Annotated in this window: 28 protein-coding genes and 1 tRNA gene; 24 read left to right on the forward strand and 5 right to left on the reverse strand. The window is 43.0% G+C overall.

Annotated elements, in window-relative coordinates; genetic code table 11:
- Nucleotides 1–77: 77 nt before the first annotated feature.
- From rpmE to prfA, 4 genes are all read left to right on the forward strand, one after another.
- A complete protein-coding gene (rpmE, locus tag HMPREF0373_RS10800; RefSeq protein ID WP_021739751.1) occupies nt 78–278 on the forward strand; it encodes a 50S ribosomal protein L31 in 201 nt (66 codons plus the stop codon).
- 78 nt (nt 279–356) lie between these two features.
- Complete coding sequence (locus HMPREF0373_RS10805; protein ID WP_044964019.1) at nt 357–1358, forward strand: DUF1385 domain-containing protein; 1002 nt, start codon at nt 357–359, stop codon at nt 1356–1358.
- Nucleotides 1355–2191 (forward strand): peptide chain release factor N(5)-glutamine methyltransferase, encoded by an 837-nt coding sequence (prmC, locus tag HMPREF0373_RS10810; RefSeq protein WP_021739753.1) that lies wholly within the window; start codon nt 1355–1357, stop codon nt 2189–2191. Before HMPREF0373_RS10805 ends, prmC begins: the two co-directional genes overlap by 4 nt.
- A 3-nt stretch (nt 2192–2194) precedes the next feature.
- Nucleotides 2195–3268, forward strand: coding sequence for a peptide chain release factor 1 (gene prfA, locus HMPREF0373_RS10815; RefSeq protein ID WP_021739754.1), 1074 nt, complete (start codon nt 2195–2197; stop codon nt 3266–3268).
- Nucleotides 3269–3911: 643 nt separating this feature from the next.
- Here prfA and HMPREF0373_RS10820 read toward each other — a convergent pair.
- Nucleotides 3912–4724, reverse strand: a complete 813-nt coding sequence (locus tag HMPREF0373_RS10820) for an MBL fold metallo-hydrolase (RefSeq protein ID WP_021739756.1) — start codon at nt 4722–4724, stop codon at nt 3912–3914.
- A gap of 198 nt (nt 4725–4922) precedes the next feature.
- On the opposite strand from HMPREF0373_RS10820, the gene HMPREF0373_RS10825 reads away from it, so the two are divergent.
- The 14 genes from HMPREF0373_RS10825 to HMPREF0373_RS10890 all read left to right on the forward strand — a co-directional run bounded on the left by HMPREF0373_RS10825 (nt 4923) and on the right by HMPREF0373_RS10890 (nt 15477).
- On the forward strand, nt 4923–5576 hold the full coding sequence (locus tag HMPREF0373_RS10825; RefSeq protein ID WP_021739758.1) for a DUF1847 domain-containing protein: 654 nt from the start codon (nt 4923–4925) through the stop codon (nt 5574–5576).
- Nucleotides 5577–5592: 16 nt separating this feature from the next.
- A complete protein-coding gene (locus HMPREF0373_RS17650) occupies nt 5593–6750 on the forward strand; it encodes a GNAT family N-acetyltransferase (protein ID WP_022036391.1) in 1158 nt (385 codons plus the stop codon).
- Nucleotides 6751–6920: 170 nt separating this feature from the next.
- On the forward strand, nt 6921–7679 hold the full coding sequence (locus HMPREF0373_RS10835; protein WP_022036392.1) for an exodeoxyribonuclease III: 759 nt from the start codon (nt 6921–6923) through the stop codon (nt 7677–7679).
- A gap of 52 nt (nt 7680–7731) precedes the next feature.
- Nucleotides 7732–8358: a signal peptidase I gene (gene lepB, locus HMPREF0373_RS10840; RefSeq protein ID WP_021739761.1), complete on the forward strand. Its 627-nt coding sequence runs from the start codon at nt 7732–7734 to the stop codon at nt 8356–8358.
- Nucleotides 8359–8501: 143 nt separating this feature from the next.
- On the forward strand, nt 8502–9200 hold the full coding sequence (locus tag HMPREF0373_RS10845) for a S1 RNA-binding domain-containing protein (protein WP_044964055.1): 699 nt from the start codon (nt 8502–8504) through the stop codon (nt 9198–9200).
- A 121-nt stretch (nt 9201–9321) separates the two neighbouring features.
- Nucleotides 9322–9786, forward strand: a complete 465-nt coding sequence (locus HMPREF0373_RS10850; RefSeq protein WP_021739763.1) for a hypothetical protein — start codon at nt 9322–9324, stop codon at nt 9784–9786.
- 13 nt (nt 9787–9799) lie between these two features.
- A complete protein-coding gene (locus HMPREF0373_RS10855) occupies nt 9800–10795 on the forward strand; it encodes an SseB family protein (RefSeq protein WP_021739764.1) in 996 nt (331 codons plus the stop codon).
- Nucleotides 10796–11003: 208 nt separating this feature from the next.
- Entirely contained in the window at nt 11004–11423 is a 420-nt protein-coding gene (locus tag HMPREF0373_RS10860; protein WP_021739765.1) for a 6-pyruvoyl trahydropterin synthase family protein, read from the forward strand.
- 69 nt (nt 11424–11492) lie between these two features.
- Nucleotides 11493–12161 (forward strand): putative 7-carboxy-7-deazaguanine synthase QueE, encoded by a 669-nt coding sequence (gene queE, locus HMPREF0373_RS10865; RefSeq protein WP_021739766.1) that lies wholly within the window; start codon nt 11493–11495, stop codon nt 12159–12161.
- Between the two features lie 18 nt (nt 12162–12179).
- Nucleotides 12180–12758 (forward strand): GTP cyclohydrolase I FolE, encoded by a 579-nt coding sequence (folE, locus tag HMPREF0373_RS10870; protein WP_021739767.1) that lies wholly within the window; start codon nt 12180–12182, stop codon nt 12756–12758.
- A 129-nt stretch (nt 12759–12887) separates the two neighbouring features.
- Complete coding sequence (queC, locus tag HMPREF0373_RS10875; RefSeq protein WP_021739768.1) at nt 12888–13574, forward strand: 7-cyano-7-deazaguanine synthase QueC; 687 nt, start codon at nt 12888–12890, stop codon at nt 13572–13574.
- 107 nt (nt 13575–13681) lie between these two features.
- Nucleotides 13682–14179, forward strand: coding sequence for a preQ(1) synthase (gene queF / locus HMPREF0373_RS10880; RefSeq protein ID WP_022036398.1), 498 nt, complete (start codon nt 13682–13684; stop codon nt 14177–14179).
- Between the two features lie 101 nt (nt 14180–14280).
- Nucleotides 14281–14823 carry an NUDIX hydrolase gene (locus tag HMPREF0373_RS10885; protein ID WP_021739770.1) on the forward strand — a complete coding sequence of 181 codons (543 nt, stop codon included), beginning with the start codon at nt 14281–14283 and terminating at the stop codon, nt 14821–14823.
- Between the two features lie 27 nt (nt 14824–14850).
- On the forward strand, nt 14851–15477 hold the full coding sequence (locus tag HMPREF0373_RS10890; RefSeq protein ID WP_021739771.1) for a hypothetical protein: 627 nt from the start codon (nt 14851–14853) through the stop codon (nt 15475–15477).
- Between the two features lie 176 nt (nt 15478–15653).
- On the opposite strand, the gene HMPREF0373_RS10895 is transcribed toward HMPREF0373_RS10890, so the two are convergent.
- Both HMPREF0373_RS10895 and aroE read right to left on the reverse strand, forming a co-directional pair.
- Nucleotides 15654–16685, reverse strand: a complete 1032-nt coding sequence (locus tag HMPREF0373_RS10895) for a 3-deoxy-7-phosphoheptulonate synthase (protein ID WP_021739772.1) — start codon at nt 16683–16685, stop codon at nt 15654–15656.
- 12 nt (nt 16686–16697) lie between these two features.
- Nucleotides 16698–17567, reverse strand: coding sequence for a shikimate dehydrogenase (aroE, locus tag HMPREF0373_RS10900; protein WP_167618684.1), 870 nt, complete (start codon nt 17565–17567; stop codon nt 16698–16700).
- A gap of 209 nt (nt 17568–17776) precedes the next feature.
- On the opposite strand from aroE, the gene aroD reads away from it, so the two are divergent.
- Genes aroD through HMPREF0373_RS17355 form a run of 4 tightly spaced genes read left to right on the forward strand, consistent with a single transcriptional unit; the run spans nt 17777 to nt 21125 of the window.
- Entirely contained in the window at nt 17777–18541 is a 765-nt protein-coding gene (aroD, locus tag HMPREF0373_RS10905) for a type I 3-dehydroquinate dehydratase (protein ID WP_022036402.1), read from the forward strand.
- A gap of 32 nt (nt 18542–18573) precedes the next feature.
- On the forward strand, nt 18574–19086 hold the full coding sequence (locus tag HMPREF0373_RS10910) for a shikimate kinase (RefSeq protein WP_021739775.1): 513 nt from the start codon (nt 18574–18576) through the stop codon (nt 19084–19086).
- Nucleotides 19087–19116: 30 nt separating this feature from the next.
- Nucleotides 19117–20973, forward strand: coding sequence for an NAD-dependent epimerase/dehydratase family protein (locus tag HMPREF0373_RS10915; RefSeq protein WP_021739776.1), 1857 nt, complete (start codon nt 19117–19119; stop codon nt 20971–20973).
- A 5-nt stretch (nt 20974–20978) separates the two neighbouring features.
- Nucleotides 20979–21125 carry a hypothetical protein gene (locus tag HMPREF0373_RS17355; protein WP_242831207.1) on the forward strand — a complete coding sequence of 49 codons (147 nt, stop codon included), beginning with the start codon at nt 20979–20981 and terminating at the stop codon, nt 21123–21125.
- A 51-nt stretch (nt 21126–21176) separates the two neighbouring features.
- Here HMPREF0373_RS17355 and HMPREF0373_RS16520 read toward each other — a convergent pair whose 3' ends face one another.
- Both HMPREF0373_RS16520 and HMPREF0373_RS10920 read right to left on the reverse strand, forming a co-directional pair.
- On the reverse strand, nt 21177–21461 hold the full coding sequence (locus HMPREF0373_RS16520; protein WP_167618686.1) for a PqqD family protein: 285 nt from the start codon (nt 21459–21461) through the stop codon (nt 21177–21179).
- Nucleotides 21462–21525: 64 nt separating this feature from the next.
- A tRNA-Arg gene (locus HMPREF0373_RS10920) sits at nt 21526–21597 on the reverse strand.
- 174 nt (nt 21598–21771) lie between these two features.
- On the opposite strand from HMPREF0373_RS10920, the gene HMPREF0373_RS16095 reads away from it, so the two are divergent.
- Together HMPREF0373_RS16095 and HMPREF0373_RS10930 are read left to right on the forward strand one after the other, a co-directional pair.
- On the forward strand, nt 21772–23199 hold the full coding sequence (locus tag HMPREF0373_RS16095; protein WP_021739779.1) for an SH3 domain-containing protein: 1428 nt from the start codon (nt 21772–21774) through the stop codon (nt 23197–23199).
- Between the two features lie 126 nt (nt 23200–23325).
- Complete coding sequence (locus HMPREF0373_RS10930; protein WP_021739780.1) at nt 23326–23778, forward strand: hypothetical protein; 453 nt, start codon at nt 23326–23328, stop codon at nt 23776–23778.
- Nucleotides 23779–23818: the final 40 nt, after the last annotated feature.

Consider the following 23818-nt stretch of genomic DNA (forward strand, 5'->3'; position numbering starts at 1 on the left):
CAAAAGATTAACAAGTTTATTGTTTTTCATAGACGAGAGTAGAATTACAAAGAAATTTGGTATGCGAGGTGAAATTAATGAGAGAAGGAATCCATCCGGATTATTATCAGGCAACAGTAACCTGTAACTGCGGAAACACATTCGTAACAGGTTCTACAAAGAGCGATATTCACGTAGAGATTTGTTCTAAATGCCATCCATTCTATACAGGACAGCAGAAAGCAGCTCAGGCACGTGGACGTATTGATAAGTTCAACAAGAAATACGGCTTAAAATAATAGTAAGATATGTGTGAAAATCAGGTTGAGGTTGCAAAATCTCAACCTGTTTTGTTAATAGGAAATCGAGGAAATTCTATGCGTTATTCTGGAATTGGCGGTCAGGCCGTCATGGAAGGTGTCATGATGAAGAACAAAAACCGGTATGCGGTGGCAGTCCGTAAGCCGGATCATGAGATTGAAGTCATGACAAAGGAATATAAGGGAATTGTTCCGGGAGAGATATGGCAGAAGATTCCACTGGTACGCGGTGTATTGAGTTTTATTGATTCACTGGTGCTTGGAATGTCTACCTTGATGTATTCAGCCTCTTTTTTTGAAGATGAGGATGAATCTGAAAAAGAGAAGCAAAAGGACAGCCCGGAGAAAATGAAGGCAAAAGAAAATGCAATGATGGGCGGAACGGTGGCACTGTCTGTGATTCTGGCCATTGCGATTTTTATGATTTTGCCATATTACCTGTCGGTATTTTGTTCCCGATTTATTGCGAACGATATGATTGTCGCGGTGTTGGAAGGCATCCTGCGTCTGGCAATTTTTATCGGATATATAGTAGTAATCTCAAAAATGAAAGAGATTCAGCGGGTGTTCATGTATCATGGTGCAGAACACAAATGCATTAACTGCATAGAACACGGTATGGAACTGAATGTGGAGAATGTACGGAGAAGCTCCAAAGAGCATAAGCGTTGTGGAACAAGCTTTCTGATGTTTGTGGTGATTTTAAGTGTGGTGTTGTTCCTGTTTATCCGTGTGGACTCCCATGTATTACGTCTGGTACTGCGTCTGGCGCTGGTTCCGGTGATTGCAGGTGTGTCCTATGAGTTGCTGCGTGTAGCGGGACGCAGTGACAATCCGGTGATCAATCTGATCAGCAAACCAGGATTGTGGATGCAGGGATTGACGACAAAGGAACCGGATGATGAGATGATAGAGGTCGGTATCGCTTCTGTGGAAGCAGTATTTGACTGGAGAGCGTACATTGCAGAAATCCGTGCGGAAGAAGGCATTTCAGAGGAAATCAATGCTGCTGTAAGTCCAGAAGGCAACGGACAGAAAGTGCAGGAGATGAAGCAATGACATACCGGGAAGCAAGAATGCAGGCGGCAAATCAGCTGGCGGCAGCCGGTGTGGAAAATGAGGCGGCAGAGAGCTGGTTCCTGATGGAAGCTGTGTGCGGGATCAGCCGCAGTTTTTATCTGCTGCATGAACAGGAGGCTATGGATCCGGTGCAGGAGCAGGTCTATTTTGCATTGACCAGACAGCGTTGCGGACGTATGCCGTTGCAGTATCTGACCGGTGAACAGGAATTCATGGGATTACCCTTTTGTGTAAATGAGCATGTGTTGATTCCACGACAGGATACTGAGGTGCTGGTGGAAGAAGCGATTCGGGTGATACAGAAAGAAATGCCGGAAGCAGCGGTTCTGGATCTGTGTACCGGTTCCGGCTGTATTGGAATCAGTATTCAGTCTTTCTGTTCAAACACACAGGTGACAGCAGCGGATATTTCAGAGGATGCGTTGAAGGTTGCACAGAAGAACGCAAAAGAGAATCAGGTGCCGGTGGAATTTGTACACAGTGATCTGTTTGAAGAAATCAGTGGCAGCTATGATATGATCGTGTCAAATCCGCCTTATATTCCAAGCAAAGTCATTGAGACACTGATGCCTGAGGTACGTGATCACGAACCGATAAAAGCACTGGACGGAAAAGAGGACGGTCTGTATTTTTACCGCAGGATTACAGAGGAGAGTGTGGCATATCTGAAACCGGGCGGATATCTGTTGTATGAGATCGGGCATGATCAAGGCGAAGCCGTCAGCAGCTATATGAGAGAAAATGGATTTAAGGAGATAGAAGTGATTCGCGATCTGGCGGGACTTGACCGGGTTGTGAGAGGAAGGAGATAAACTATGTTTGACAGACTGGAAGACACACTGGTACGTTTTGAAGAACTGCTCAGTATGCTGAGCGAGCCCGATGTGGCAAATGATCCGAAACGTTTCCAGAAACTGATGAAAGAGCAGGCAGATTTGGCTCCCATCGTAGAGGCATACAAAGAATATAAAGAAAACAAGCAGAACATCGAGGACAGTCTTGCCATGTTGCAGGAGGAGAGCGATGAGGAACTGCGTGAACTTGCCAAAGAAGAACTGGCTGAGTCCAAAGAAAAAGTAGAAGAATTAGAACAGAAATTAAAAATTCTGTTGCTTCCGAAAGATCCGAACGATGACAAGAACGTTATTGTGGAGATACGTGCAGGTGCCGGTGGAGATGAGGCAGCATTGTTTGCAGCAGAAGTTTACCGTATGTATGTTCATTATGCAGAGAGCAAACGCTGGAAAGTTGAAACCATGGATGTGGAGGAAATCGGTATCGGCGGTATGAAGTATGTCAGCTTTATGGTAACCGGTCAGGGTGCATATTCTCTTTTGAAATATGAGAGTGGTGTACATCGTGTACAGCGTGTACCGGAGACTGAGTCCGGTGGACGTATCCACACATCTACGATTACGGTTGCTATTATGCCGGAGGCAGAAGAGGTAGACGTACAGATTGACATGAATGACTGTAAATTTGATGTATTCCGTGCATCAGGAAACGGTGGACAGTGTGTCAATACAACGGACTCTGCCGTTCGTCTGACCCATATTCCGACAGGCATTGTAATCTCTTGTCAGGATGAAAAGTCCCAGTTGAAGAATAAGGACAAAGCATTAAAGGTACTGCGTGCAAAATTGTATGATATGGAATGTCAGAAAGCACACGATGCTGAGGCAGAGGCAAGACGAAGCCAGGTAGGAACCGGAGATCGCTCTGAAAAGATCCGTACCTATAACTTCCCACAGGGACGTGTAACTGATCATCGTATCAAGCTGACGCTGTATCGTCTGGAGTCTATTATGAATGGTGACATTCAGGAGATTATCGATGCATTGATAGCAGCAGATCAGGCAGCAAAACTTGCTAAGATGAATGAGAATTAATTTATCACAGGGTAAAGCCTTTTATCCAGTTTTAGGGCAAAAGTTTTATTGATTATGACGCTGAGTTGGCATCATATAGGGAAAGCTAATATGGTAAATGATGAAAAAGGCTACTTGAAAAACCAAGCACCCTTGTGTATAATCTACTTAGAAAGGTAATCGGATGTGACTCCGATTTGCCCTCTGTTTAATTGAAAATGTATATTAAGAAATAAGCATCCTAAACTTTGTGCGGTAGAGGATGTTTATTTCTTTTTATCGTTATGATTGTCTATGTAAGCCAGAGCCGCGAAAATTACTAGCAATAAAGTGAGAATTTCCATTGTGTTCATAGGGCATCACCCTCCTTTTGAAACTAGAGGGCATCTGATAATCGGAAAATCACATCCTACTTCCAGTTCAATAGTGTGCCAACGATTGCGGATCACATCTTGCTGTAATTCACGCAGACGCTTATCTGTATATTGTTCCATCCAGATCATAAGAATTGTGGGGAATTAATATATAAGAAAAACAGTTGGAGGTGGGAAATTTTGAATATGACGTTATTTTCAGAATTGGGGAAAGCAAATCGGATGTGACTCCGATTTGCCCTTTGCTTGCTTGAAAATGTATATACTAGAATAGAAAATATTTTTGGAAATTATAGTTCAATCTGCATACCAACATTCAATTGATGTATCATGTCGCCAAGATTACTTTTGAGAATTTTATAAGCATGCCCCCCTGTACAATGCCCGGTGCAGACATATTTAATACCGGCATCTTTTATTTGCCGTATGACGGCATCGATTTCTTCATCAGATTTGTTAAACAAATGAAATCCGCCAATAATACCATACACTCGTTCTGCCGGAAATGTTTTTGCAACTTCATGAATAATATTGCCTACGCCGCCATGACAGCAGCTGTTAAAGATGACCAATCCCTTTTCTGTTCGAAAAACAAGACTCTGTTCATGTGAAAAATTGTCATATATCCATTGATGATGTTCCCGGCGGTACATACGTTCGCGCTTGCCAATCAATTTGAGATTGGGGGTTTTGTGAGGAATCAGATAAACTCCCGGTATAATTTCATAGTCCTCCTCCACATAGGTTATTCTGTCATGGAAATCCGTTAAAATGTGTTTAGGTAATCCAATATATTTGTGAAATATCCGTTTCTTTGAATAACAGTTTTCTTTACAGCCTTTCCGTAAAAAGAATGGGGCGTGGTTGTTTAAATTAAAAAATGTTGCCATTGAATCTGAATGGTCATAATGCGCATGCGACAGTATAGCATAATCTACAGCTTTGATTGATTTTCCAAGTTTATTTGCATTTTGTACAAACAAATTAGATGCACCAGTATCAAGCAGGAAGTTTTTTCCATTATACTCAATATAAATACTCAATCCCCATTCACCTTGAAAATCTCCATCGGCGATATTATCGGATAATACGATTGCTAACATATAAGTCTTCTCCTTAAATCTCAAGTATTATAAAACAGTTATGTGTATGTAGAAACTTTTGAACTCATTTTTCTTGATATTTTCAGTATATCACCCAACAGCAGTAGTTTCCAGACAGAAAGTAAACTTGCATTTTTGCAAGAAATAGTGATAAAATCATGTATAAAAGTGCATAAAGTATGATTCTGGAGGAAAAAAATGGGTGAGTATAATCGTAAAAGTGAAACTGTTCACAGTTGTGTGGATTGTGGCGTAACAAATTGTAATAAAATGGATCGGTTTTATCCTGAATTTTGTCTGACTACCGATATGGATGAGAGATTGCTGGGGGAAGTGATCCGTCTATATGATGACGAAGAAAATAAAAAAGTCACTGTGGCAGCAGCGGGTGTGGAGAGTGATTATTATTGTCAGATGTGTCGCGTGGAGGAGACCATTGAGTTTGCAAAGCGCATCGGAGCAAAGAAAATTGGAATAGCTACCTGTGTGGGGCTGATCCGTGAGACACGAAAACTGACGGATATCTTACGTTATCATGGCTTTGAAGTCTATGGAGTGGCCTGTAAGGCAGGTATCGTGCGCAAAACAGAAGTCGGTATACCGAAAGCCTGTGAAAATACCGGTGTGAACATGTGCAATCCGATTTTACAGGCAAAGATATTGAATGCGGAGCATACAGATCTGAATATTGTAATGGGGCTTTGTGTGGGGCATGACAGTCTGTTTTACAAATATTCAGAAGGACTGACAACTACTTTGGTAGTAAAGGATCGCGTGCTTGGGCACAATCCGGTAGCAGCATTGTATGCAGCAGATGGTTATTATCACGGAAAATTATATCCGGAGAAATAGAAAGAAGGTTTTTAATGTGATTCGACTGGCACAAAACCAGGATTTCAAAGAGATTTTGATGATTTATGCTTATGCCAGAAAATTTATGGCAGAACATGGAAATCCCACGCAGTGGGGCAGTACTTCCCCCCGGGAGGAAGTATTGAGAAATGATATCAGGCAGCAGCAGCTATATGTAATTGAGAATGATGCAAAGGATAAGATCCTGGGAGTATTTGCTCTGATTATCGGGGAAGACCCTACTTATCAGCGGATTGAACAGGGAAGCTGGAAAGATGAGAGTCTCTATGGTACACTTCATCGGGTAGCTTCGGCACCGGGGGCGCATGGTATTCTGGAGCAGGCGCTGGATTTTTCCAGTGGGAAGATTACACATCTGCGGATTGATACCCATGAAGACAATGAAGTGATGCAGCATCTGATTTTGAAAAACGGGTTTGAAAAACGTGGAATTATTTATACAGATGATGGTTCTCCACGTTTTGCCTATGAGAAAACCGATGAAACAAAGGCACTGGGAAATAGTGAGGCAGCCCTGGTGGCAAAAACTGTGATGTCAGAAGATGAAGCAACTGGTTCTATGGTCAGGATTCGAATCGCTACACCGGCAGATGCAAAAGAAATCCTGGACATTTATGCACCTTATATCCGAGAGACAGCAGTCACTTTTGAATATGAAGTACCGACGTTGACGGATTTTACGCAGCGAATGGAGCGTACCTTGGCAAAATATCCGTATCTGGCTGCAGAGCAGGATGGAAGAATTATCGGATATGCTTATGCAGGTCCGCTGCATGATCGATCTGCTTATGACTGGGCGGTGGAAACTTCAATTTATGTCAGGATGGATGTGAAAAGACAGGGCATTGGTGAATTACTGTATGATGCACTGGAAGAATGGTTGAAGAATCAGAATATTGTTTGTGCAAATGCCTGTATCGCATATCCGGATCAGGAACCAGATAAGTATCTGACAAAAGACAGTGTGGCGTTTCATACACGTATGGGTTATCGGATGGTGGGAGAATTTCATCGGTGTGCCTATAAGTTTGACCGATGGTATAATATGGTTTGGATGGAAAAAAGTCTGTGTGACCGTCCGGAACATCCGGAACCGATGATCTGGTTTTCAAAATTGAGAAAAAAAGCAGCGAAAAGACAGGAACCGCAATAAGTTTCCGTAAAAATGTTATCTTGCTGTCTGCTCTTGAATATGCTATACTAATTCAGTGTGAAATTACGTGAAATGCGTCAATTTATAGGATATATGAAAAATCTCATAAGAATGTACTCTCGGAATCTTTCTAAACGAGTCATTTGGAGAAAAATAAAAGGAAGTTTAAAATGAAATTAATTTCATGGAATGTAAATGGCCTGCGTGCCTGTGTACAGAAAGGATTTCTGGATTTCTTTCATGAAGCAGACGCAGATATTTTTTGTGTTCAGGAAACGAAACTCCAGGAAGGACAGATTCAGCTGGAACTGGAGGGTTACGAACAATATTGGAACTATGCAGAGAAGAAAGGTTATTCCGGAACGGCGGTATTTACAAAGAAAATACCGTTATCTGTGCGTTATGGCATCGGTATGGAAGAACATGACCGTGAAGGTCGTGTGATCACACTGGAATATGAAAATTTTTTCTTCGTGACAGTTTATACGCCGAACTCTCAGAGTGAACTGGCACGTCTTGATTACCGCATGAAATGGGAAGATGACTTTCTCGCTTATCTGAAATCGCTGGAGGAAACGAAACCGGTGATCTATGCCGGAGATCTGAATGTGGCTCATCAGGAAATCGATCTGAAAAATCCGAAAACCAACCGGAAAAATGCAGGATTTACGGATGAAGAACGCGCAAAATTTTCCAATGTACTGGCAAGTGGTATGATTGATACCTATCGGTATTTTTATCCGGAGCAGACAGGAATTTATTCTTGGTGGTCTTACCGGTTTAAGGCAAGGGAAAAGAATGCCGGATGGAGAATCGATTATTTTATTGTATCTGAGGCATTAAAAGATTTGCTTCAGGATGCGAAGATTCATACAGACATTATGGGATCAGATCACTGCCCGGTGGAACTTGATATCAGGTTTGAATAGCAGGGAATGCCGGAAGGCAGGATAATTAAATATGAAATGGCAGGAATAGTAAATGGCAAAAGAGCGGCAGACAGAGCGAAGACGTCTGGAAGATGAACAAAAACGAAATGCAAGAAAAGAAGTTTTTAGCTGGGTGCGGATGTTTGCAATTGTGATTGTAGTTGTGTTTGTACTGACACAGTTTATCATTATTAATGCAAAGATTCCATCCGGATCTATGGAGAATACGATCATGACACATGACCGGCTCATTGGATTCCGGTTTGCATACTGGTTTGAAGAACCGCAACGTGGAGATATTATTCTATTTGAGTATCCGGTGGATGAAACACAAATTTATATTAAGCGTGTGATCGGACTTCCCGGTGAGACAGTAGAAATCCGTGATGGACATATTTACATTGACGGTTCAGAAAAACCTCTGGAGGAGGATTATCTGAAAGAAACCTGGATCTGGGAGAATGACGGATATACCTTTGAAGTGCCGGAAGGCTGTTATTTTGTCCTGGGAGACAATCGAAATGACTCGGAAGACGGTCGGTTATGGGCAAATGAAGCCATTAAGGAAGGGCTTGCATCCACACCGGAAGAGGCGGAGCAATACAGTTTTGTCCGGAAAGATCAAATTAAAGGAAAAGCAATTTTTAAATATTATTCGAAATTTGCAATTTTAAAATAGGATTACCGTGTTAAAAGACCTAAGTCCACCTGTGCTTGCACAAGGATGGATGCTTTGACATCCAAATCAAAATGGTTGATAAGATACAAGAAGTGAAAGACTGGGAAATGACAGCGTTGGCTGACAGAAAGGAAGAAAAAACAATGGCAGAATCTATGAAAGACTTTGAAAAAGAACTGGAAGAATCCTATAAAGTGATGGGAGACGGAGAGAAAGATACTGATACGCTGCTTGCATGGGAGAAAATCAAAGAACTGTATGCAGAGCAGGCAACACTGGATGTAACAGTATCCGGTATTGTAAATAAAGGTGTGATTGCTCTGGTAGAAGGAATCCGCGGATTCATTCCGGCATCCCGCCTGAGCCTGAGCCATGTGGATGACCTGAATCCGTGGCTCGGAAGAGAACTGAAAGTACGCATTATTACTGCAGATGCAGAGAATGACAAGCTTGTATTATCTGCAAGAGAGATTTTAAAGGAAGAGCGCGATGCACAGAAAAAACTCAAAGTAGCAGAGATTAAAGAAGGTGAAGTACTCACAGGAAAAGTTGAGACCATCAAAGATTACGGTGCATTTGTAGATCTCGGAGACGGCGTATCCGGTCTGGTGCATATTTCCCAGATTTCTCTGGATCGTATTAAGCATCCGTCTGTTGTTCTGAAAGAGGGACAGGAAGTACAGGTGAAAGTCATCGGAAACAAAGATGGAAAAATCAGCCTGAGCATGAAGGCACTTCTTCAGGAAAAAGAAGAAGAGGAAGAAGTTCAGGTAGAAATTCCGGAAACTGAAGAAATTGGAACTTCTATGGGAGATTTGTTAAAAAATTTCAAGTTTCAATAATCGGTGAAGAATACCTGTGATGCGGATGTGATCATAAGAATATCTGTGGCTGTACACTATTTGCAGAGCAGGGAACGTCCGTTTTTGCTAAGAGAAAATTGAGGAAAGTTGGAGGTTACTCATGGCGGCGAATAAGCTTGTGCGTGAACCTGGAAAATATTTTGACTGTACATCGATGCATGGTAAATGGTGTACGATTACACTGGTGGGTCAGGATGTGGGATATGCCCGTGTCGGAATTATTTCTTCCGGCAAGGATTATATTCTGTTTCAGTTCCGGGATAAAAAGGGGCTGGTAGCAAAGGCATATGTCAAACATATCGTGGAGATCAAAATGAATGAACGGAAGCTGAAGAAGGAACAGGAACTGGTAGTTCGTGATTGGGAAGACGGAGTGAATCCGTTTACTTATTTTCTTGATAAGCGGTGCGATATTCATATACACCAGACCAGGCTGTTTGAAGCCAGTCCGGGATTCTTTCGGGCAAAAATCATGTTTGTCGGAGAAAATATCATTCGTATCCGGGAAAACAGCAAAGATTACAATCTGAACCAGTTTATGATCTGTGGGATGATGGAGAGTTGAGAGGGTAAGAATAATGGAAAAAGAAAATAAAACAGGCATTCAGGAATTAAAAAATGAGGCTGTTGAGGAAGCGATGAAAGCCTTTCTGGCAGATAAAACAAACCAGACAATGGCAAATTTAATGGCAGTTATGCGTGATGCCAGATTTCTTGTGCCGGCAGATTTTCCACCTGATGTAAAAAAACAAGTGATTGAAAAGGCAAAACGTGGCGAAAAAGTCGATACCAAGATAGCACCACGTATGCTTCCGATCATTGTACAGAATCAGAATGGGGAGCACTTTGCACCGGCATATACATCCATAGAACAGATGAAAACAAATGCCCAATATCCGGCAATTCTGAATGTGACCATTGATGAACTGCTTCGTATCGGTTCTGCACCGCAGTTGAATCTGAAAGGTATTATCCTGAATCCGGATACGGACAAGATGATCCTGCATCCGAAATTTATTGATGCGATGAAACAGGTGAAGGCAGCACAGACGCAGCCGCAGCCAAAGCCAGGTGTGCAGGGACAGGAAAAAGATATTAAAATGAGTCGTGCCCAGTTCGAATTATTTGCCCGCAGAACATGCGAGTGGGGAATTATTCCAGGGGCTGTGCATAAAGAAAAAGCAGAGTTTATGAAGAAACTCGAAGAACAGCAGGGCCGGTTTATGGCGGCGTTATACCGTCAGCCGTACGGGGACAAAATTCCTTTTCCGTATTCCGAGAAGGATTTCGATATCATGATTCTGGATATTGATGAGGAGACCTGTGTGGCAAGTATTGAGCTTCCGAAGCAGAATCTTGCTCCGCATATGGCTGCTTCTATGTATATCGTATGGAATCCGAAGAATGATGAAATGCATTATTTTACCATCGAGCAAAGACCGCAGGGCGAAGAGAATGTTCTGTGCGGATTTGGTGAGAACGGAAAACGTGAGGAACTGCAGACTGCACCGGCAGCCGGAAATGAAATTTCTGCAGTGCTGGATCTTGTACGTGAAGAGAAGGAAGAAGCGTAAATTTAGAATCATATGTCATGTGTTTCATGACGCGTATCTTACAATGAGAATGTTTTTCAGCATTCCTGAAAAAAGCATAGACAGTTCGTTTGTACCATCCTGTCGTAAAATAAAACCAGGGCTAGATTAGATAGAATATCTATGAACTATGATCTGAGCCGTGGTATGTAACAGTATCACGGTTCTTTTTTTGAAAGGAACAGACAATATGTATAAGATCAGAATAGAAGAAAGTTTTGATTCCGCGCATTTCCTTGCCGGTTACGATGGAAAATGCAGTAATCTGCACGGGCATCGCTGGCGGATCGTGATGGAAGCAAAAGCAGATAAATTACATGAAGAAGGACAGCTGCGTGGAATGGTTACGGATTTTGGTGACATTCGCAGAGATCTGAAGGAACTTGCAGATTTTTACGACCATGCTTTGATTTACGAGAGCGGAACTTTAAAGTCGCTGACCATTCAGGCGTTGAAGGATGAACAGTTCCGCCTGATCGAAGTGCCGTTTCGGCCAACAGCAGAGAATTTTGCAAAATTCTTTTATGAGAAAATGACATTAAAAGGATATGCCGTACAGGAAATAGCCGTGTATGAGACTCCAAATAACTGTGCTGTATATCAGATGTGAGATGACTCCTACCTATGCAGGTGGTGAGCAACAAAAGTTGAAAAAGGGTAGAGGTAATATAGAAATCATATGACAAATTATAAAGTAGTAGAAATATTCAGCAGTATCAACGGGGAAGGCACCCGTGCCGGACAGCTGGCAGTGTTTGTCCGGATGCAGGGATGTAATTTGAACTGTACATACTGTGATACAAAATGGGCAAATGAGGCGGACGCAAAATTTCACTGGACTTCCACAGAGGAGATTCTGGAATTGCTTCGTAGTATGGAGATAAAGAATGTAACTATCACAGGAGGAGAACCACTGCTTCAGGAAGAGATAGGAGAATTATTGGAAGCAATGGCAAAGGAGGAGAACCTGCGGGTTGAGATTGAAACAAATGGAAGTGTACCATTGCAGCCGTTTGCAGAGATTCCGAACGGACCGTCTTTTACCATGGATTACAAGCTGCCGGGCAGTGGTATGGAAAAATATATGCTGCCGGAAAATTTTGCAGTGCTTCGTGCACAGGATACAGTGAAATTTGTGGTGAAAGATTATGAAGATCTGTGCCGGGCAAGGGATGTGATCCGGGAATACGATCTGACAGAAAAATGTCATGTATATCTGAGTCCGGTCTATGGACAGATTGAACTGGAAAATATTGTAAACTTTATGAAAGACAACCGCCTGAACGATGTGAATATGCAGCTACAGATGCATAAGATCATCTGGGACAGCGAAATGCGTGGTGTGTAGGAAAGAGAGGGAGATACAATGGCAATAGATAAAGATGCAGTGCGGGAGCACATCCGTGGGCTTCTGATCGCACTGGGAGATGATCCGGACCGAGAAGGTCTGAAAGATACACCGGATCGTGTAGCACGCATGTATGAGGAAGTATTTGAAGGCATGAATTATACCAATCACGAGATTGCACAGATGTTTGACAAGACATTTGAGGAGGATCTGACCTTTTCTTCTGAAAACAGTGATTTTGTGATTGTAAAGGATATCGATATTTTCAGTTACTGTGAGCATCATATGGCATTGATGTATGATATGAAAGTAACGGTGGCATATGTACCAAATGGAAAAGTTATTGGTCTGAGTAAAATTGCCCGCATTGCAGATATGGTGTCCAAACGTTTGCAGCTGCAGGAACGCATTGGTACGGACATTGCAGAGATTATGCAGGAAATCACCGGTTCCGATGATGTAGCGGTATTGATTGAAGGCTGTCATAGCTGCATGACTGCCCGCGGAATTAAAAAAACGGCAGCAAAGACATATACGACGACATTGCGCGGACGGTTTCAGACAGATTTGCAGCTTCAGATGCGTCTGAACCGATAAGCGTGTGTTGAGAGGTATGCAGTAGAAGTATGTCATGCAATTGCATGACGCGAAAGCGGATTGCGAATGTCCGCTTTACGATTGGAATATCAGATATTTCGAAACATTAATAAGGAGTGAGAAAGAAAAATGGCAGAAAAAGCATTAGTATTATTCAGCGGCGGTGTGGATTCCACCACTTGCCTCGGCCTTGCAATTGAACGGTATGGCAAAGAAAATGTAATTGCATTGTCTGTTTCTTATGGGCAAAAGCATGAAAAAGAGATTGAAGCATCGAAAAAAATTGCACAGCATTATGGTGTGGAGCATTTATATCTGGATCTGGGAGCTATCTTCCAGTACAGTAACTGTTCCTTGCTGAGTCATTCTACAGAAGAAATTCCGGAGGAAGCGTATGTAGAGCAGCTGACTAAGACAGACGGAAAACCGGTATCAACTTATGTGCCTTTCCGAAATGGTCTGTTTTTATCTTCTGCAGCAAGTATTGCGCTGTCTAAAGACTGCAACGTGATTTTTTATGGTGCACACAGTGACGATGCGGCAGGAAGTGCTTATCCGGATTGTTCGGATGCTTTTAATCAGGCAATGAAAGATGCTATTTATCTTGGAAGTGGTAACCAGGTGACCATTGAAGCACCTTTTGTAAATTGGACAAAGGCAGATGTGGTGAAAAAAGGTCTGGAGCTGAATGTTCCTTACGAACTGACCTGGAGTTGTTACGAAGGCGGCGAGAAGCCATGTGGAAAATGCGGTACCTGTATTGACCGGGCAGCTGCTTTTGAAAAAAATGGCGTAAAAGATCCGGCACTTGATTAGCTGACTGGAACGGAGTGCAGATTTGCAGAGATGTACAGACAGATGGAAAAACAGAAAGAACTGTCGCTATCTGCAAAAGACCGATAGAAAAAAGGAGAGAAGGAACAATGACAGGAAGAAGCAAAGAAGAGACAGCAGGAGTATCCCTGCTGGGAAATCAGAATGTCCGATATCCGGATGATTATGCACCGGAAGTGCTGGAGACATTTGTGAACAAACATCCGGGAAATGATTATTTTGTAAAATTTAACTGCCCGGAATTTACCAGTTTATGTCCGATCACAGGGCAACCGGATTTTGCAACGATTACTATTTCCTATGTACCGGGAGAACGGATGGTAGAGAGCAAATCACTGAAGCTGTATCTGTTCAGCTTCCGTAATCACGGAGATTTTCATGAGGATTGCGTCAATGTTATCATGAAAGATCTGATTAAATTGATGGATCCGAAATATATTGAAGTATGGGGAAAATTCACACCGAGAGGTGGAATTTCCATTGATCCATATTGCAATTACGGAAAAGCAGGTACAAAGTGGGAAGAGGTAGCATGGAACCGTCTGACAAACCATGATCTGTATCCGGAAAAGGTTGATAATCGATAAAGTCATAAGAATATATAAATCCGGTATCTGTAAAATGTTTTCGGATCATACAGGTATAGATCCGGAAAGAAGATACCGCCTAGTGGGAGAATATTAAATAAATGGACGAGATGAAACGAATTGACCGTGTGTTAAAATATAAAGGTTCTATTGTGGATGTATATGATGATGTGATGCAGTCGCCAACCGGAAAGATTGCGCATTGGGATTACGTTGCACATCGCAAAGGTGCGGCAGCGGTACTTCCGGTGTTAGAAGATGGACGGATCCTGATGGTGCGTCAGTACCGGAACGCATTAGATCGGGAGACACTGGAGATTCCGGCTGGTTCCAGAGATAGTACGGAGGAAGCGACATCTGTATGCGCTGCCCGTGAGCTGGAAGAAGAGACCGGATATCGAGCAGCAAAGATGGAACTTCTGATAACGGTATCCACGACAGTTGCTTTTTGTAATGAGACCATCGATGTATATCTGGCAACAGAACTGACACCGACGCAGCAGCATCTGGATGAAGATGAATTTGTGGAAGTGGAGTGTTTCACAATCGATGAATTAAAAGATATGGTTCTGACTCAGAAGATTCAGGATTCAAAAACTGCCGCTGCAATTATGGCATATTATGGAAAATACTGCATAGATTAGAGAAAAAGCAAAGCAGCGGGATGGTAAATGATAACAGATACTGTACAACAACCAGGGAAAATAACGATGCTGCAGATCGGTATCGCACTTTTTCTTGGTTGTTTCTTTTTTGGAAGCATTCTGAGCAATTTTATATGGCAGGATACAGCCTGGTGGATTGGATCTGCAGGGGATACAGACTGGCAACAGATTCTGGCAGATGGAGAACAGCGGGAACGCTTTTTTGGGCAGGTTTTAATCCTGCGGGGGATTCCTTGGATTATACTGCAGATTTTCCTCTTCATTTCCTGGGGACGGTGGGTGTTCGCAGGTTGGTATGGATGGCTGGGGGTGTCCGGCGGTATGGTGACAGGTGCATTCTGGAACAGAAACGGACTGGCAGGTATCGGACAGGTTCTGGGATTTTGTTTTCCGCAGATGCTTGTCTATAGTGTGGCATATTTTGGACTACTCCTCTTACTGGTAGCATGGCAGAAACTGCGTAAGGAACGGAGAAATGCAGTCGTTATGCACAGGAACCGGAATGGAAAGACATTGGCGGTGTTTGTATTTTTGTTATTGTGTAACACTGGTATTTATACGATGGGAATTTGGTTGGAATTGGTTGTGAACCCGTGGGTTGCAACTTTTTCAATGCAATTACCGATAAAATAAAATCAGCTGGTATCAATTTGATCGCAGAATAAGCATCCCCCTTCCCCCCACGCTTCAAGTGTGTAGAGCACTAAGCGGGGGGAAGGGGGATGCTTATGTCAGTGATTCTGAAACGAATCTGTCCGCATACACTGAATAGATCAAACATTCCGGGTCAAATGGGTTTGACTTGAATGCTAACGGACAGAATCAGCAATTGCATACAGGAGCTGTTCGGATTCTTCCCATCCAAGACATGGGTCAGTAATAGATTTTCCATAAATGTGCTCACCAATTTTCTGATTTCCCGGACAAATATAACTTTCAATCATTACGCCTTTGACCAGTTTATTGATGATCGCAGATTCTTTGCGGTTGTGCATTACTTCCTTGACGATACGAATCTGTTCCTCGTACTTTTTGTTGGAATTGGAATGGTTTGCATCCACAATACATGCCGGGTTTACCAGATCCATTTTTTCATACATTTCATTCAGGCGAATCAGATCTTCGTAGTGGTAGTTGGGGATAGCAACCCCGCGTTTGTTGACTGCACCACGCAGGATAACATGAGCCAGTGGATTGCCGGTAGTGTCTACCTCCCATCCGCGATGTACGAAATGGTGAGGATGCTGGGCAGCATATACAGAATTTAACATAACAGAAAAATCACCACTGGTAGGGTTTTTCATGCCGCTGGCCACATCAAATCCACTGACAGTCAGACGATGCTGCTGATCTTCTACGGAACGGGCACCGATAGCCACGTAGGAGAGCAGATCGTTGATGTAGTCCCAGTTTTCCGGGTAAAGCATTTCATCTGCAGCGGACAGCCCGGTTTCTTCAATGGCACGCAGATGCAGACTGCGGACTGCGATGAGTCCGGCAATCATATCCGGTTTTGCCTCCGGATCCGGCTGGGTAGCAATTCCTTTATAGCCTTCTCCGGTGGTCCGTGGCTTGTTCGTGTAGATACGTGGAATCAGAATCAGCTTGTCTTTCGTCTGCTCGTTTACTCTTGCCAGGCGGTGGATATAATCCATAACCGGCTCTTCTTTGTCTGCGGAGCATGGTCCGATGATGACAAGAAATTTATCTGATTCGCCACGCAGTACGCGGCTGATTTCTTCATCTCTTTCACATTTGATTTTTTTGCAGGTATTATTTAACGGGTAGGTCTGCTTAATCTCCTCCGGTGTCGGTAATTGTTTTAAATAAGAAAAACTCATGATGTTACTCCTTTATTGATGGCTGAAAAATTTCTGACGGATGATGTCGACCGGCATTTTTTGTCCGATCCAACATTCAAAGGAAGCTGCACCCTGGAACAGAAGCATATACAGTCCGTTAAATACGGAACATCCGGCAGCTTCGGCCATCTGATACAATTTTGTCTTGCGTGGATTGTAGATGATATCGCATACAATCAGTCCCGGTAACAGCATGGATGCGTCCGGGATCGGGCACTGATCGTCATGTGGCGCCATACCTACGTTGGTAGCATTGGTCAGAATGGCACTTTCGGAAATGCTCTTGCGCATCTGCTCAGTGTCTGCAAAATCATAAATGTGAATATTGCAGGAGGTATGTTCGCGGACGCGGTCTGCGAATGCCAGTGCACGGTCAAATTCTTCCGGGAGTTTCAGCTGAAAGATGTCGATGTCTGATACACCATCCAGAGCTGCCTGAGTACAGATTGCAGTGGCAGCACCGCCGCATCCGAGCACTGTCATTTTTTTCCCAATGATGTCATGTCCGGCATCTGATACGGAAGACATAAATCCAATACCATCTGTAGTATGACCGGTCAGCTTGCCATCTTTAATAATGACAGTATTGCATGCCTGTGCAATTTTGGCGGCTGGTGTCAGCTCATCCATGTATTCTAACACGTGTACTTTGTACGGCATAGTTACGTTGAAGCCTTTTGCACCGATATCTCTGAGACCGCGTACTGCGGTACCCAGATCACTGCCGGCAAGATCAAATGCCAGATAGACATAATCCAGTCCCAGCTGACGAAATGCTTCATTGTGCATCTGGGGGGAGATGCTGTGCGCTACCGGACTTCCGATGAGTCCGGTCAATGTTGTTTTTCCGGTAATTTCCATAATCTTTTCCCTGCCTTTTTGTATCTCATATTTTTCAAGCTTTTCAATAATAATGATGGGTATTTGGTAAATATGAACGGTTTTATATGTCCTTATGATAGGGTGTTTTAGAAAAAAAGTCAATATTTTCAATCTTTTAAGGTTTATCATTACGAAAAAACATGTTACAATGAAAATGTTAAGCGTAAATAATGGAACGGAGGAACATTATGCAAAATGCATTTGAAATAAAAGGAATACGAATTGGAGATGGTCAGCCGGTGATCTGTGTGCCGGTGGTGGCTCTAAAAAAGGAAGAAGTCATTACTAATATTCGTTTTCTGGCGGAACAAAAGGTGCAAATGATCGAGTGGCGTGTGGATTGTTTTGAAGAAGTCGATGATTTCCATGCGGTGAGTGAAGTGCTGCAGGTAATACGTCCGGTACTGGAGCATACCATTTTCCTTTTCACTTTTCGGACAAAACAACAGGGCGGAAGCCGCAAGATGGAAGAGTGGAAAATCCTGAAGCTGAATGAACTGGCAGCAAAAAGTGGTTGTGCGGATCTTATAGATCTGGAGTTTTTTGAGGCCACAAAACCGGAAAAAGAAATCCGCCGGTTTCAGCGGATGGGTGTGCGTGTCATTGCTTCCCACCATGATTTTGACGAAACTCCGGATGACCGGATTCTGCGGATGCTGATGGAACAGATGCAGCAGGGTGGAGCTGATGTGGCAAAACTGGCAGTAATGCCGAAAAATGCAGATGATGTGGTACGTTTATTGAAACTGACCAATGACATCAGGCAGAAATATCCGACGCTTCCGGTTGTTACCATGTCTATGGGTGCTCTTGGAGTAGTCAGTCGTATGGCCGGAGAAATCTTCGGATCCTGCATCACTTTTGGCGCTGTTGGGGAGATTTCTGCACCGGGACAGATTCCGGCTGGTCAGCTGGAACATATTCTGCAGATAATCCACAAGGGACTGGAATAAGATAAAAACATCGAGATACGAGGAGAATTGTGATGAAACAACATATTTATCTGATTGGTTTTATGGGAACTGGTAAAACAACGATTTCGCATAAGTTACGAGAACTGACAGGGGCCAAAGAAATCGATATGGATGCATGGATCGTAGAGAAAAATGCCTTGTCTATCAATGAAATGTTTGAAAAATACGGTGAGACTTATTTCAGAGACCGGGAGACGGATGCTGTATGCGAGATTGCAAAGTCTGCTCCGGCAATCGTATCCTGCGGCGGCGGTGCGGTACTGCGGCAGGAAAATACACAGATGATGAAGGAGAGCGGCAGGATCGTGTTGCTGACAGCAACACCGGAGACAGTATACCAACGGGTAAAGAACAGCACAGACCGACCGCTGCTTAACGGTCATATGAATGTGGAGTATATTGCATCCCTGATGGAAAAGCGTCGGGCCCTGTATGCGGGAGCCTGTGACATCAGTGTGTCAACAGATGGAAAAACACCGGAGCAGATTGCAATGGAAATTCTGGCGGCGGCCGGCGAAATGTGAACATAAAATCCGGGAAAGGTTTACTGGTATATGAATGTATTACTGATAGGCGGATCTGGAAGCCTGATCAACAGTTTGATTGTGAAATTTAAAAAAGAAGGACACCGAATATTTCTGCTGACAGGAGACCGGTATAAAAAACAGAAATATGAACCGGTATTTGAACGGTACAATTTTGCCTACAGCAGTGAAAATCTGCAAGAGATTATGGAAAGTGTTCGTCCGGATATAACAATCTATACCGGGGCTTTTGATCCGAATTACCGCTGGATGTCCGAGGAACGGGAGACCGTACGTTTCACATCGGATCTTATGAATGTGCTGGTGGCATATTCTACGATCCGGATGGGTAAATTTATTTTTTTATCTTCTCATGAAGTATATGAAGGCTATCATGAAAATGCACTGACGGAGGATATTCCACCAGAGACAACGGGATATCGCGGAACGACGCTGATCCAGGCAGAAGAAATTTGTAACAATTACAGAAAAAACTGGAAATTAGATCTTTTGATCCTGCGTCTGGATCATTTGTTCTGCATTCCGGAAAGCGCACCGGAGATTCACAGTGTGTGTGCCTGGATGTGCCTGGAAAGTATGCGGGACGGATGTATCAGCGCAGACAGCAATCATGAATTTGCCATGCTCTATGAGCAGGATGCTGTAGAATTTATTTTTCAGATCGTAAAGAGCAGGGAACATAAATTTTATCTGTATCATCTGTCATCAGACTGTGTGATCAGTGAGGTGGAACTGGCAGGACGGATTCAGAAATGTCTGAACAACGGATCAAGCATTGTGACAGTTTCAAAGTATGACAAGCGCTGTATTCTCAGTGGAAAGCGGTTTCAAGAAGAATTTGGAATGCATACAATTTTTGAACTGGATGAAATTATCTGCCAGACCATTGATTATATGAGAAAACATGAAGAACAGTTTGAAAAGTATCAGGAGAGTCGGGATTCATGGTGGAAAATTCTCTGGAAGAAATGGAAATGGGTGTTTCAGGTTATAGTTCCATTTGTGGAAAACTTGTTATGTTTCATTCCGTTCTTTATGTTGAATAACAGGATGACTGACAGTGCGTATTTTACGAATCTGGATCCGTATCTGCTGTATGTACTGGTTTTTGCGATTATTTATGGACAGCAGCAGGCAACTTTTTCGGCTGTCTGCGCAGTTGCGGGATATCTGTTCCGGCAGATGTATCAAAGGACAGGATTTGAAGTAGTGCTGGATTATAATACATATGTGTGGATAGCACAGTTATTTATCCTCGGACTGATCGTTGGGTATATGCGGGATCAGATCCGGATGATCCGAAGGGAAAGTCTGGAGATGGAAGAGCATCTGACCGGGCAAATTGCAGATTTGCAGGAGATCAATGCAACAAATGTTCGGATTAAGGCTGCTATGGAGCAACAGCTGATCGGACATCAGGACAGTATCGGAAAGATTTACCAGATTACATCCAGACTGGAACAGCAGATGCCGGATATTTATCAGGAACTTGCAGAGCGGAGAGTATATATTAACAAAGCGATGGCTGAGGAGTATCCGCTTATGGCAACTGCTATTTACGAGGAAGAAGAAATCCGGCTGATCATTATGGTATGGGGATTAAGCTGGGAGCATATGACACTGGGAGAAGCAAATTTTCTGACGGTTGTCAGTTATCTGATCCAGAATGCGGTTCTCCGTGCACAGCGGTATATAAAGGCACTGGAAGAAGCACGTTATCGGGAAGGCAGTGAGATCCTGGAGCCGGAAGCTTTTGAATCGCTTGTCAGGGCATATGAACACGCGCAGGGACGCAATCTGACACAGTATACCCTGTTGTGTGTTTCGGAACAGCCGGAAAGATATAAAAAATCTGCAGTGATATGAGAGGGTTGCTGCGAAGTACAGATTATATGGGAATGCGTGCGGATGAAAAATTATATGTTCTGTTGACAAATACCGGAAGAACGGATGCGGTATTTGTGGAGCAGCGATTTGAGAAAAAAGGATATCCGGTCGTGGCTGTGGAGATAGAATGATGGACAGACATATCAGGTTGATTATAATGTTGCTGCTGGTCAATACAGTAATTACGGCAATATATCTGTTTTTGGGATATATCCGGAAAACAGAAAATATACAGGGACGGTGGATGAAAGCAGTTGTAATGCTGTTATGTCCATATGATAATGTCCGGCGAGTGCAGTTATGAGCGTGTCCATGGATTGTGGCGTTTCCAGCATCTTCCACAGAAATTCACCGGTTTCGTTTATTATTATGCCGTGTTTCTGATCGGCAATGCTCTGTCCGTAAGGTAATAGATAGGTGTGAGGACCGATTTTGCTTAACACATAGCCTTGTTGTTGTTTTAACATGAAAATCTCCATTTCCAAAGGTATAATCAGATAAAAAATCCCCCGGCATGAAACCGGGGGAAAATGCAACCGGCGGGAATCGAACCCACATTGCAGGAGTCGGAGTCCTGTGTTCTATCCGTTAGACTACGGTTGCTTAACTGGTTGATTGACTCAACAGAAAACATCATAACACATAACTTGAAAAAAATCAAAACATTTTTTGTTAAATCTGAAATATTCTATGACTATTTCATAAACTTTTCGGAAAATGCCTAGACGTAGTTTTTTCCCTGTGGTATGATGTTAGGCGAAATATCGGAGGTAAAAAATGTCAGATTTTGATAAGAAAAAAAGTTCTGTGAACAATAATGAAAATTATAATAAAAAAGTAGATCATACAGACGATGATATTTATGAGATTCCGGATATTGTAAGCAACGGAAAGAAGAGTAATAAAATGGAAGATAGAAAAGATAAAAAGAAAAAAACAGATCATACACAGAAACATATGTTTGAAAACCGGTTACATCATCATAGAAAAGAAAAGGAAAAATCGGACATTCTGGAGGAACTGGAATTTATTTCGGAAGAGAGTGTAAAGGACAAGTCCCGGATGGCTGAAGGAAAACCGATTTCCCATGAATTTGTGTCAAAGAAAAAGACATTGCGCAGAAGTGTGGATGCCAGAGAGGCGAAAAAGGAGAAATCTGTTGCCTTTATGCGTCGGAATATTGCTTTCGTAGGCATTGGATGTCTTGTTGTAGTAGTAGGTGTCAGTGCAGCTGCCATAGGTGTTAAGAATATGAAAGCAAAAAAAGCAGCAGCGAATAAGAACCAGGCACTGTCCGCACAGGAATATGAAACCGATCAGTATGCTGAGATCAATACGTTGATGGAAAATTATTATGCATCTTATGCATCCGGAAATACCGGTGAGATGCTGGAGTTTGCAAATCCAATTTCCGACATGGAGAAAAGCTATATCTCCATGTACAGTCAGTATATTGAAAAATACAATAACATTACCTGTTATACCAAGACTGGTGCAGATGACAGTTCTTTTATTGTGATAGTGGCATTTGATCTGAAATACAAAAATGTGGATACTGCAGCTCCGGGGCTTGACTGTTTTTATGTAAAGACCAACGAGCAGGGCAAGTATTATATTGATAATGTATACAGCCCCTTTAATATGAGTTATCAGGAGAACCCGATTGACGATACGATCCGTCAGCTGATTTCTGATTTCCAGAATGGAGCGGATATCATTGCTTTGCAGGCAAACGTGCAGACCCGTTATGAAGATGCGGTAAATGCCGATGCAAATCTGCAAAATCTGTTGGAAGTAACGATTCCGAATGCAGTCAGTGAGTGGGAGATACAGCAGCAGCAGCTGGCAGAGCAGAAAGCGCAGGAAGCAGCAAATCAGGTTGCCCAGCAGGATCAGACTGAGCAGCAGATACAGCAGCCGAATCCCCCGATTACAGATCAGCCGGTACAACAGCCGGAAGTAACACAGCCGGATCAGACACAGGTGGCAGATACCACAGAAGTTGAACAAAAGGCATGGGTCTATGCGACGGAAACCATGAATATCAGACAGGAACCAAACGAACAGTCCGCCGTACTGGCATCTGCATTCCAGGGGTCTGAACTGCGCCAGCTGGCGGTGACAGCAAATGGCTGGGTTAAAGTCAAGACCGGTGATATCGTTGGATATGTCAAGAGTGAGTACATTACCACCCAACAGCAGTAAGTAAAAAACAGAGAGAGGGGACAGGTTAACTGTTCCCTTTTGATATGTGTATAAAACGGGGATTCGAAATCTGCATAGTTTTTGTGCTGCAGGACAATACTAAATCAAAAAGAGGAGGTATCTGTCATGACACAGAAAGACGAAAACTATCTTTTACAGGAAATCTGCCGAAACTCCGGTATGGGTGTAGCGGCAATTAACCAGGTGCTCAAAGATGTGTATGATGAAGAGTTTGCGTATGAACTGAATGTACAGGCAGACAAAATGGAACAGTTTGCCCGAAAGGCCGGGATACGTCTGCGGGAAAACGGCAGTGAGCCGTCGGAACCAAAGCCAATTGCCACAGCTATGCTGGTAACTGCAATCCGTATGAAACAGGCATTACAGAACAGAACCGAGGATGTGGCGGATCTCATTGGAAAAGGAAATGAACGTGGTGTAAAGGAACTCAAAAATGCTATTCACAAGTATCGGAATGCTGGGATTTACGCCACAGAGCTGGCAAAGGAAATGGTAGATTTTGAATCAGATAATCTGAGAAAAATGTATACTTACTGCAGATATCCGGAAGAATCATAGCATACGAAAAGTATGCAGAAATTAAGAAGAGGAAGCAGTA

Origin of the sequence: Eubacterium ramulus ATCC 29099 (assembly GCF_000469345.1) — a bacterium.
Classification (GTDB): domain Bacteria; phylum Bacillota; class Clostridia; order Lachnospirales; family Lachnospiraceae; genus Eubacterium_I; species Eubacterium_I ramulus.

Coding starts and splice junctions, on each gene's coding strand:
- rpmE (WP_021739751.1), top strand. CDS start 78: ATGAGAGAAGGAATCCATCCGGATTATTATCAGGCAACAGTAACCTGT.
- HMPREF0373_RS10805 (WP_044964019.1), top strand. CDS start 357: ATGCGTTATTCTGGAATTGGCGGTCAGGCCGTCATGGAAGGTGTCATG.
- prmC (WP_021739753.1), top strand. CDS start 1,355: ATGACATACCGGGAAGCAAGAATGCAGGCGGCAAATCAGCTGGCGGCA.
- prfA (WP_021739754.1), top strand. CDS start 2,195: ATGTTTGACAGACTGGAAGACACACTGGTACGTTTTGAAGAACTGCTC.
- HMPREF0373_RS10820 (WP_021739756.1), bottom strand. CDS start 4,724: ATGTTAGCAATCGTATTATCCGATAATATCGCCGATGGAGATTTTCAA.
- HMPREF0373_RS10825 (WP_021739758.1), top strand. CDS start 4,923: ATGGGTGAGTATAATCGTAAAAGTGAAACTGTTCACAGTTGTGTGGAT.
- HMPREF0373_RS10835 (WP_022036392.1), top strand. CDS start 6,921: ATGAAATTAATTTCATGGAATGTAAATGGCCTGCGTGCCTGTGTACAG.
- lepB (WP_021739761.1), top strand. CDS start 7,732: ATGGCAAAAGAGCGGCAGACAGAGCGAAGACGTCTGGAAGATGAACAA.
- HMPREF0373_RS10845 (WP_044964055.1), top strand. CDS start 8,502: ATGGCAGAATCTATGAAAGACTTTGAAAAAGAACTGGAAGAATCCTAT.
- HMPREF0373_RS10850 (WP_021739763.1), top strand. CDS start 9,322: ATGGCGGCGAATAAGCTTGTGCGTGAACCTGGAAAATATTTTGACTGT.
- HMPREF0373_RS10855 (WP_021739764.1), top strand. CDS start 9,800: ATGGAAAAAGAAAATAAAACAGGCATTCAGGAATTAAAAAATGAGGCT.
- HMPREF0373_RS10860 (WP_021739765.1), top strand. CDS start 11,004: ATGTATAAGATCAGAATAGAAGAAAGTTTTGATTCCGCGCATTTCCTT.
- queE (WP_021739766.1), top strand. CDS start 11,493: ATGACAAATTATAAAGTAGTAGAAATATTCAGCAGTATCAACGGGGAA.
- folE (WP_021739767.1), top strand. CDS start 12,180: ATGGCAATAGATAAAGATGCAGTGCGGGAGCACATCCGTGGGCTTCTG.
- queC (WP_021739768.1), top strand. CDS start 12,888: ATGGCAGAAAAAGCATTAGTATTATTCAGCGGCGGTGTGGATTCCACC.
- queF (WP_022036398.1), top strand. CDS start 13,682: ATGACAGGAAGAAGCAAAGAAGAGACAGCAGGAGTATCCCTGCTGGGA.
- HMPREF0373_RS10885 (WP_021739770.1), top strand. CDS start 14,281: ATGGACGAGATGAAACGAATTGACCGTGTGTTAAAATATAAAGGTTCT.
- HMPREF0373_RS10890 (WP_021739771.1), top strand. CDS start 14,851: ATGATAACAGATACTGTACAACAACCAGGGAAAATAACGATGCTGCAG.
- HMPREF0373_RS10895 (WP_021739772.1), bottom strand. CDS start 16,685: ATGAGTTTTTCTTATTTAAAACAATTACCGACACCGGAGGAGATTAAG.
- aroE (WP_167618684.1), bottom strand. CDS start 17,567: ATGGAAATTACCGGAAAAACAACATTGACCGGACTCATCGGAAGTCCG.
- aroD (WP_022036402.1), top strand. CDS start 17,777: ATGCAAAATGCATTTGAAATAAAAGGAATACGAATTGGAGATGGTCAG.
- HMPREF0373_RS10910 (WP_021739775.1), top strand. CDS start 18,574: ATGAAACAACATATTTATCTGATTGGTTTTATGGGAACTGGTAAAACA.
- HMPREF0373_RS10915 (WP_021739776.1), top strand. CDS start 19,117: ATGAATGTATTACTGATAGGCGGATCTGGAAGCCTGATCAACAGTTTG.
- HMPREF0373_RS16520 (WP_167618686.1), bottom strand. CDS start 21,461: ATGTTAAAACAACAACAAGGCTATGTGTTAAGCAAAATCGGTCCTCAC.
- HMPREF0373_RS16095 (WP_021739779.1), top strand. CDS start 21,772: ATGTCAGATTTTGATAAGAAAAAAAGTTCTGTGAACAATAATGAAAAT.
- HMPREF0373_RS10930 (WP_021739780.1), top strand. CDS start 23,326: ATGACACAGAAAGACGAAAACTATCTTTTACAGGAAATCTGCCGAAAC.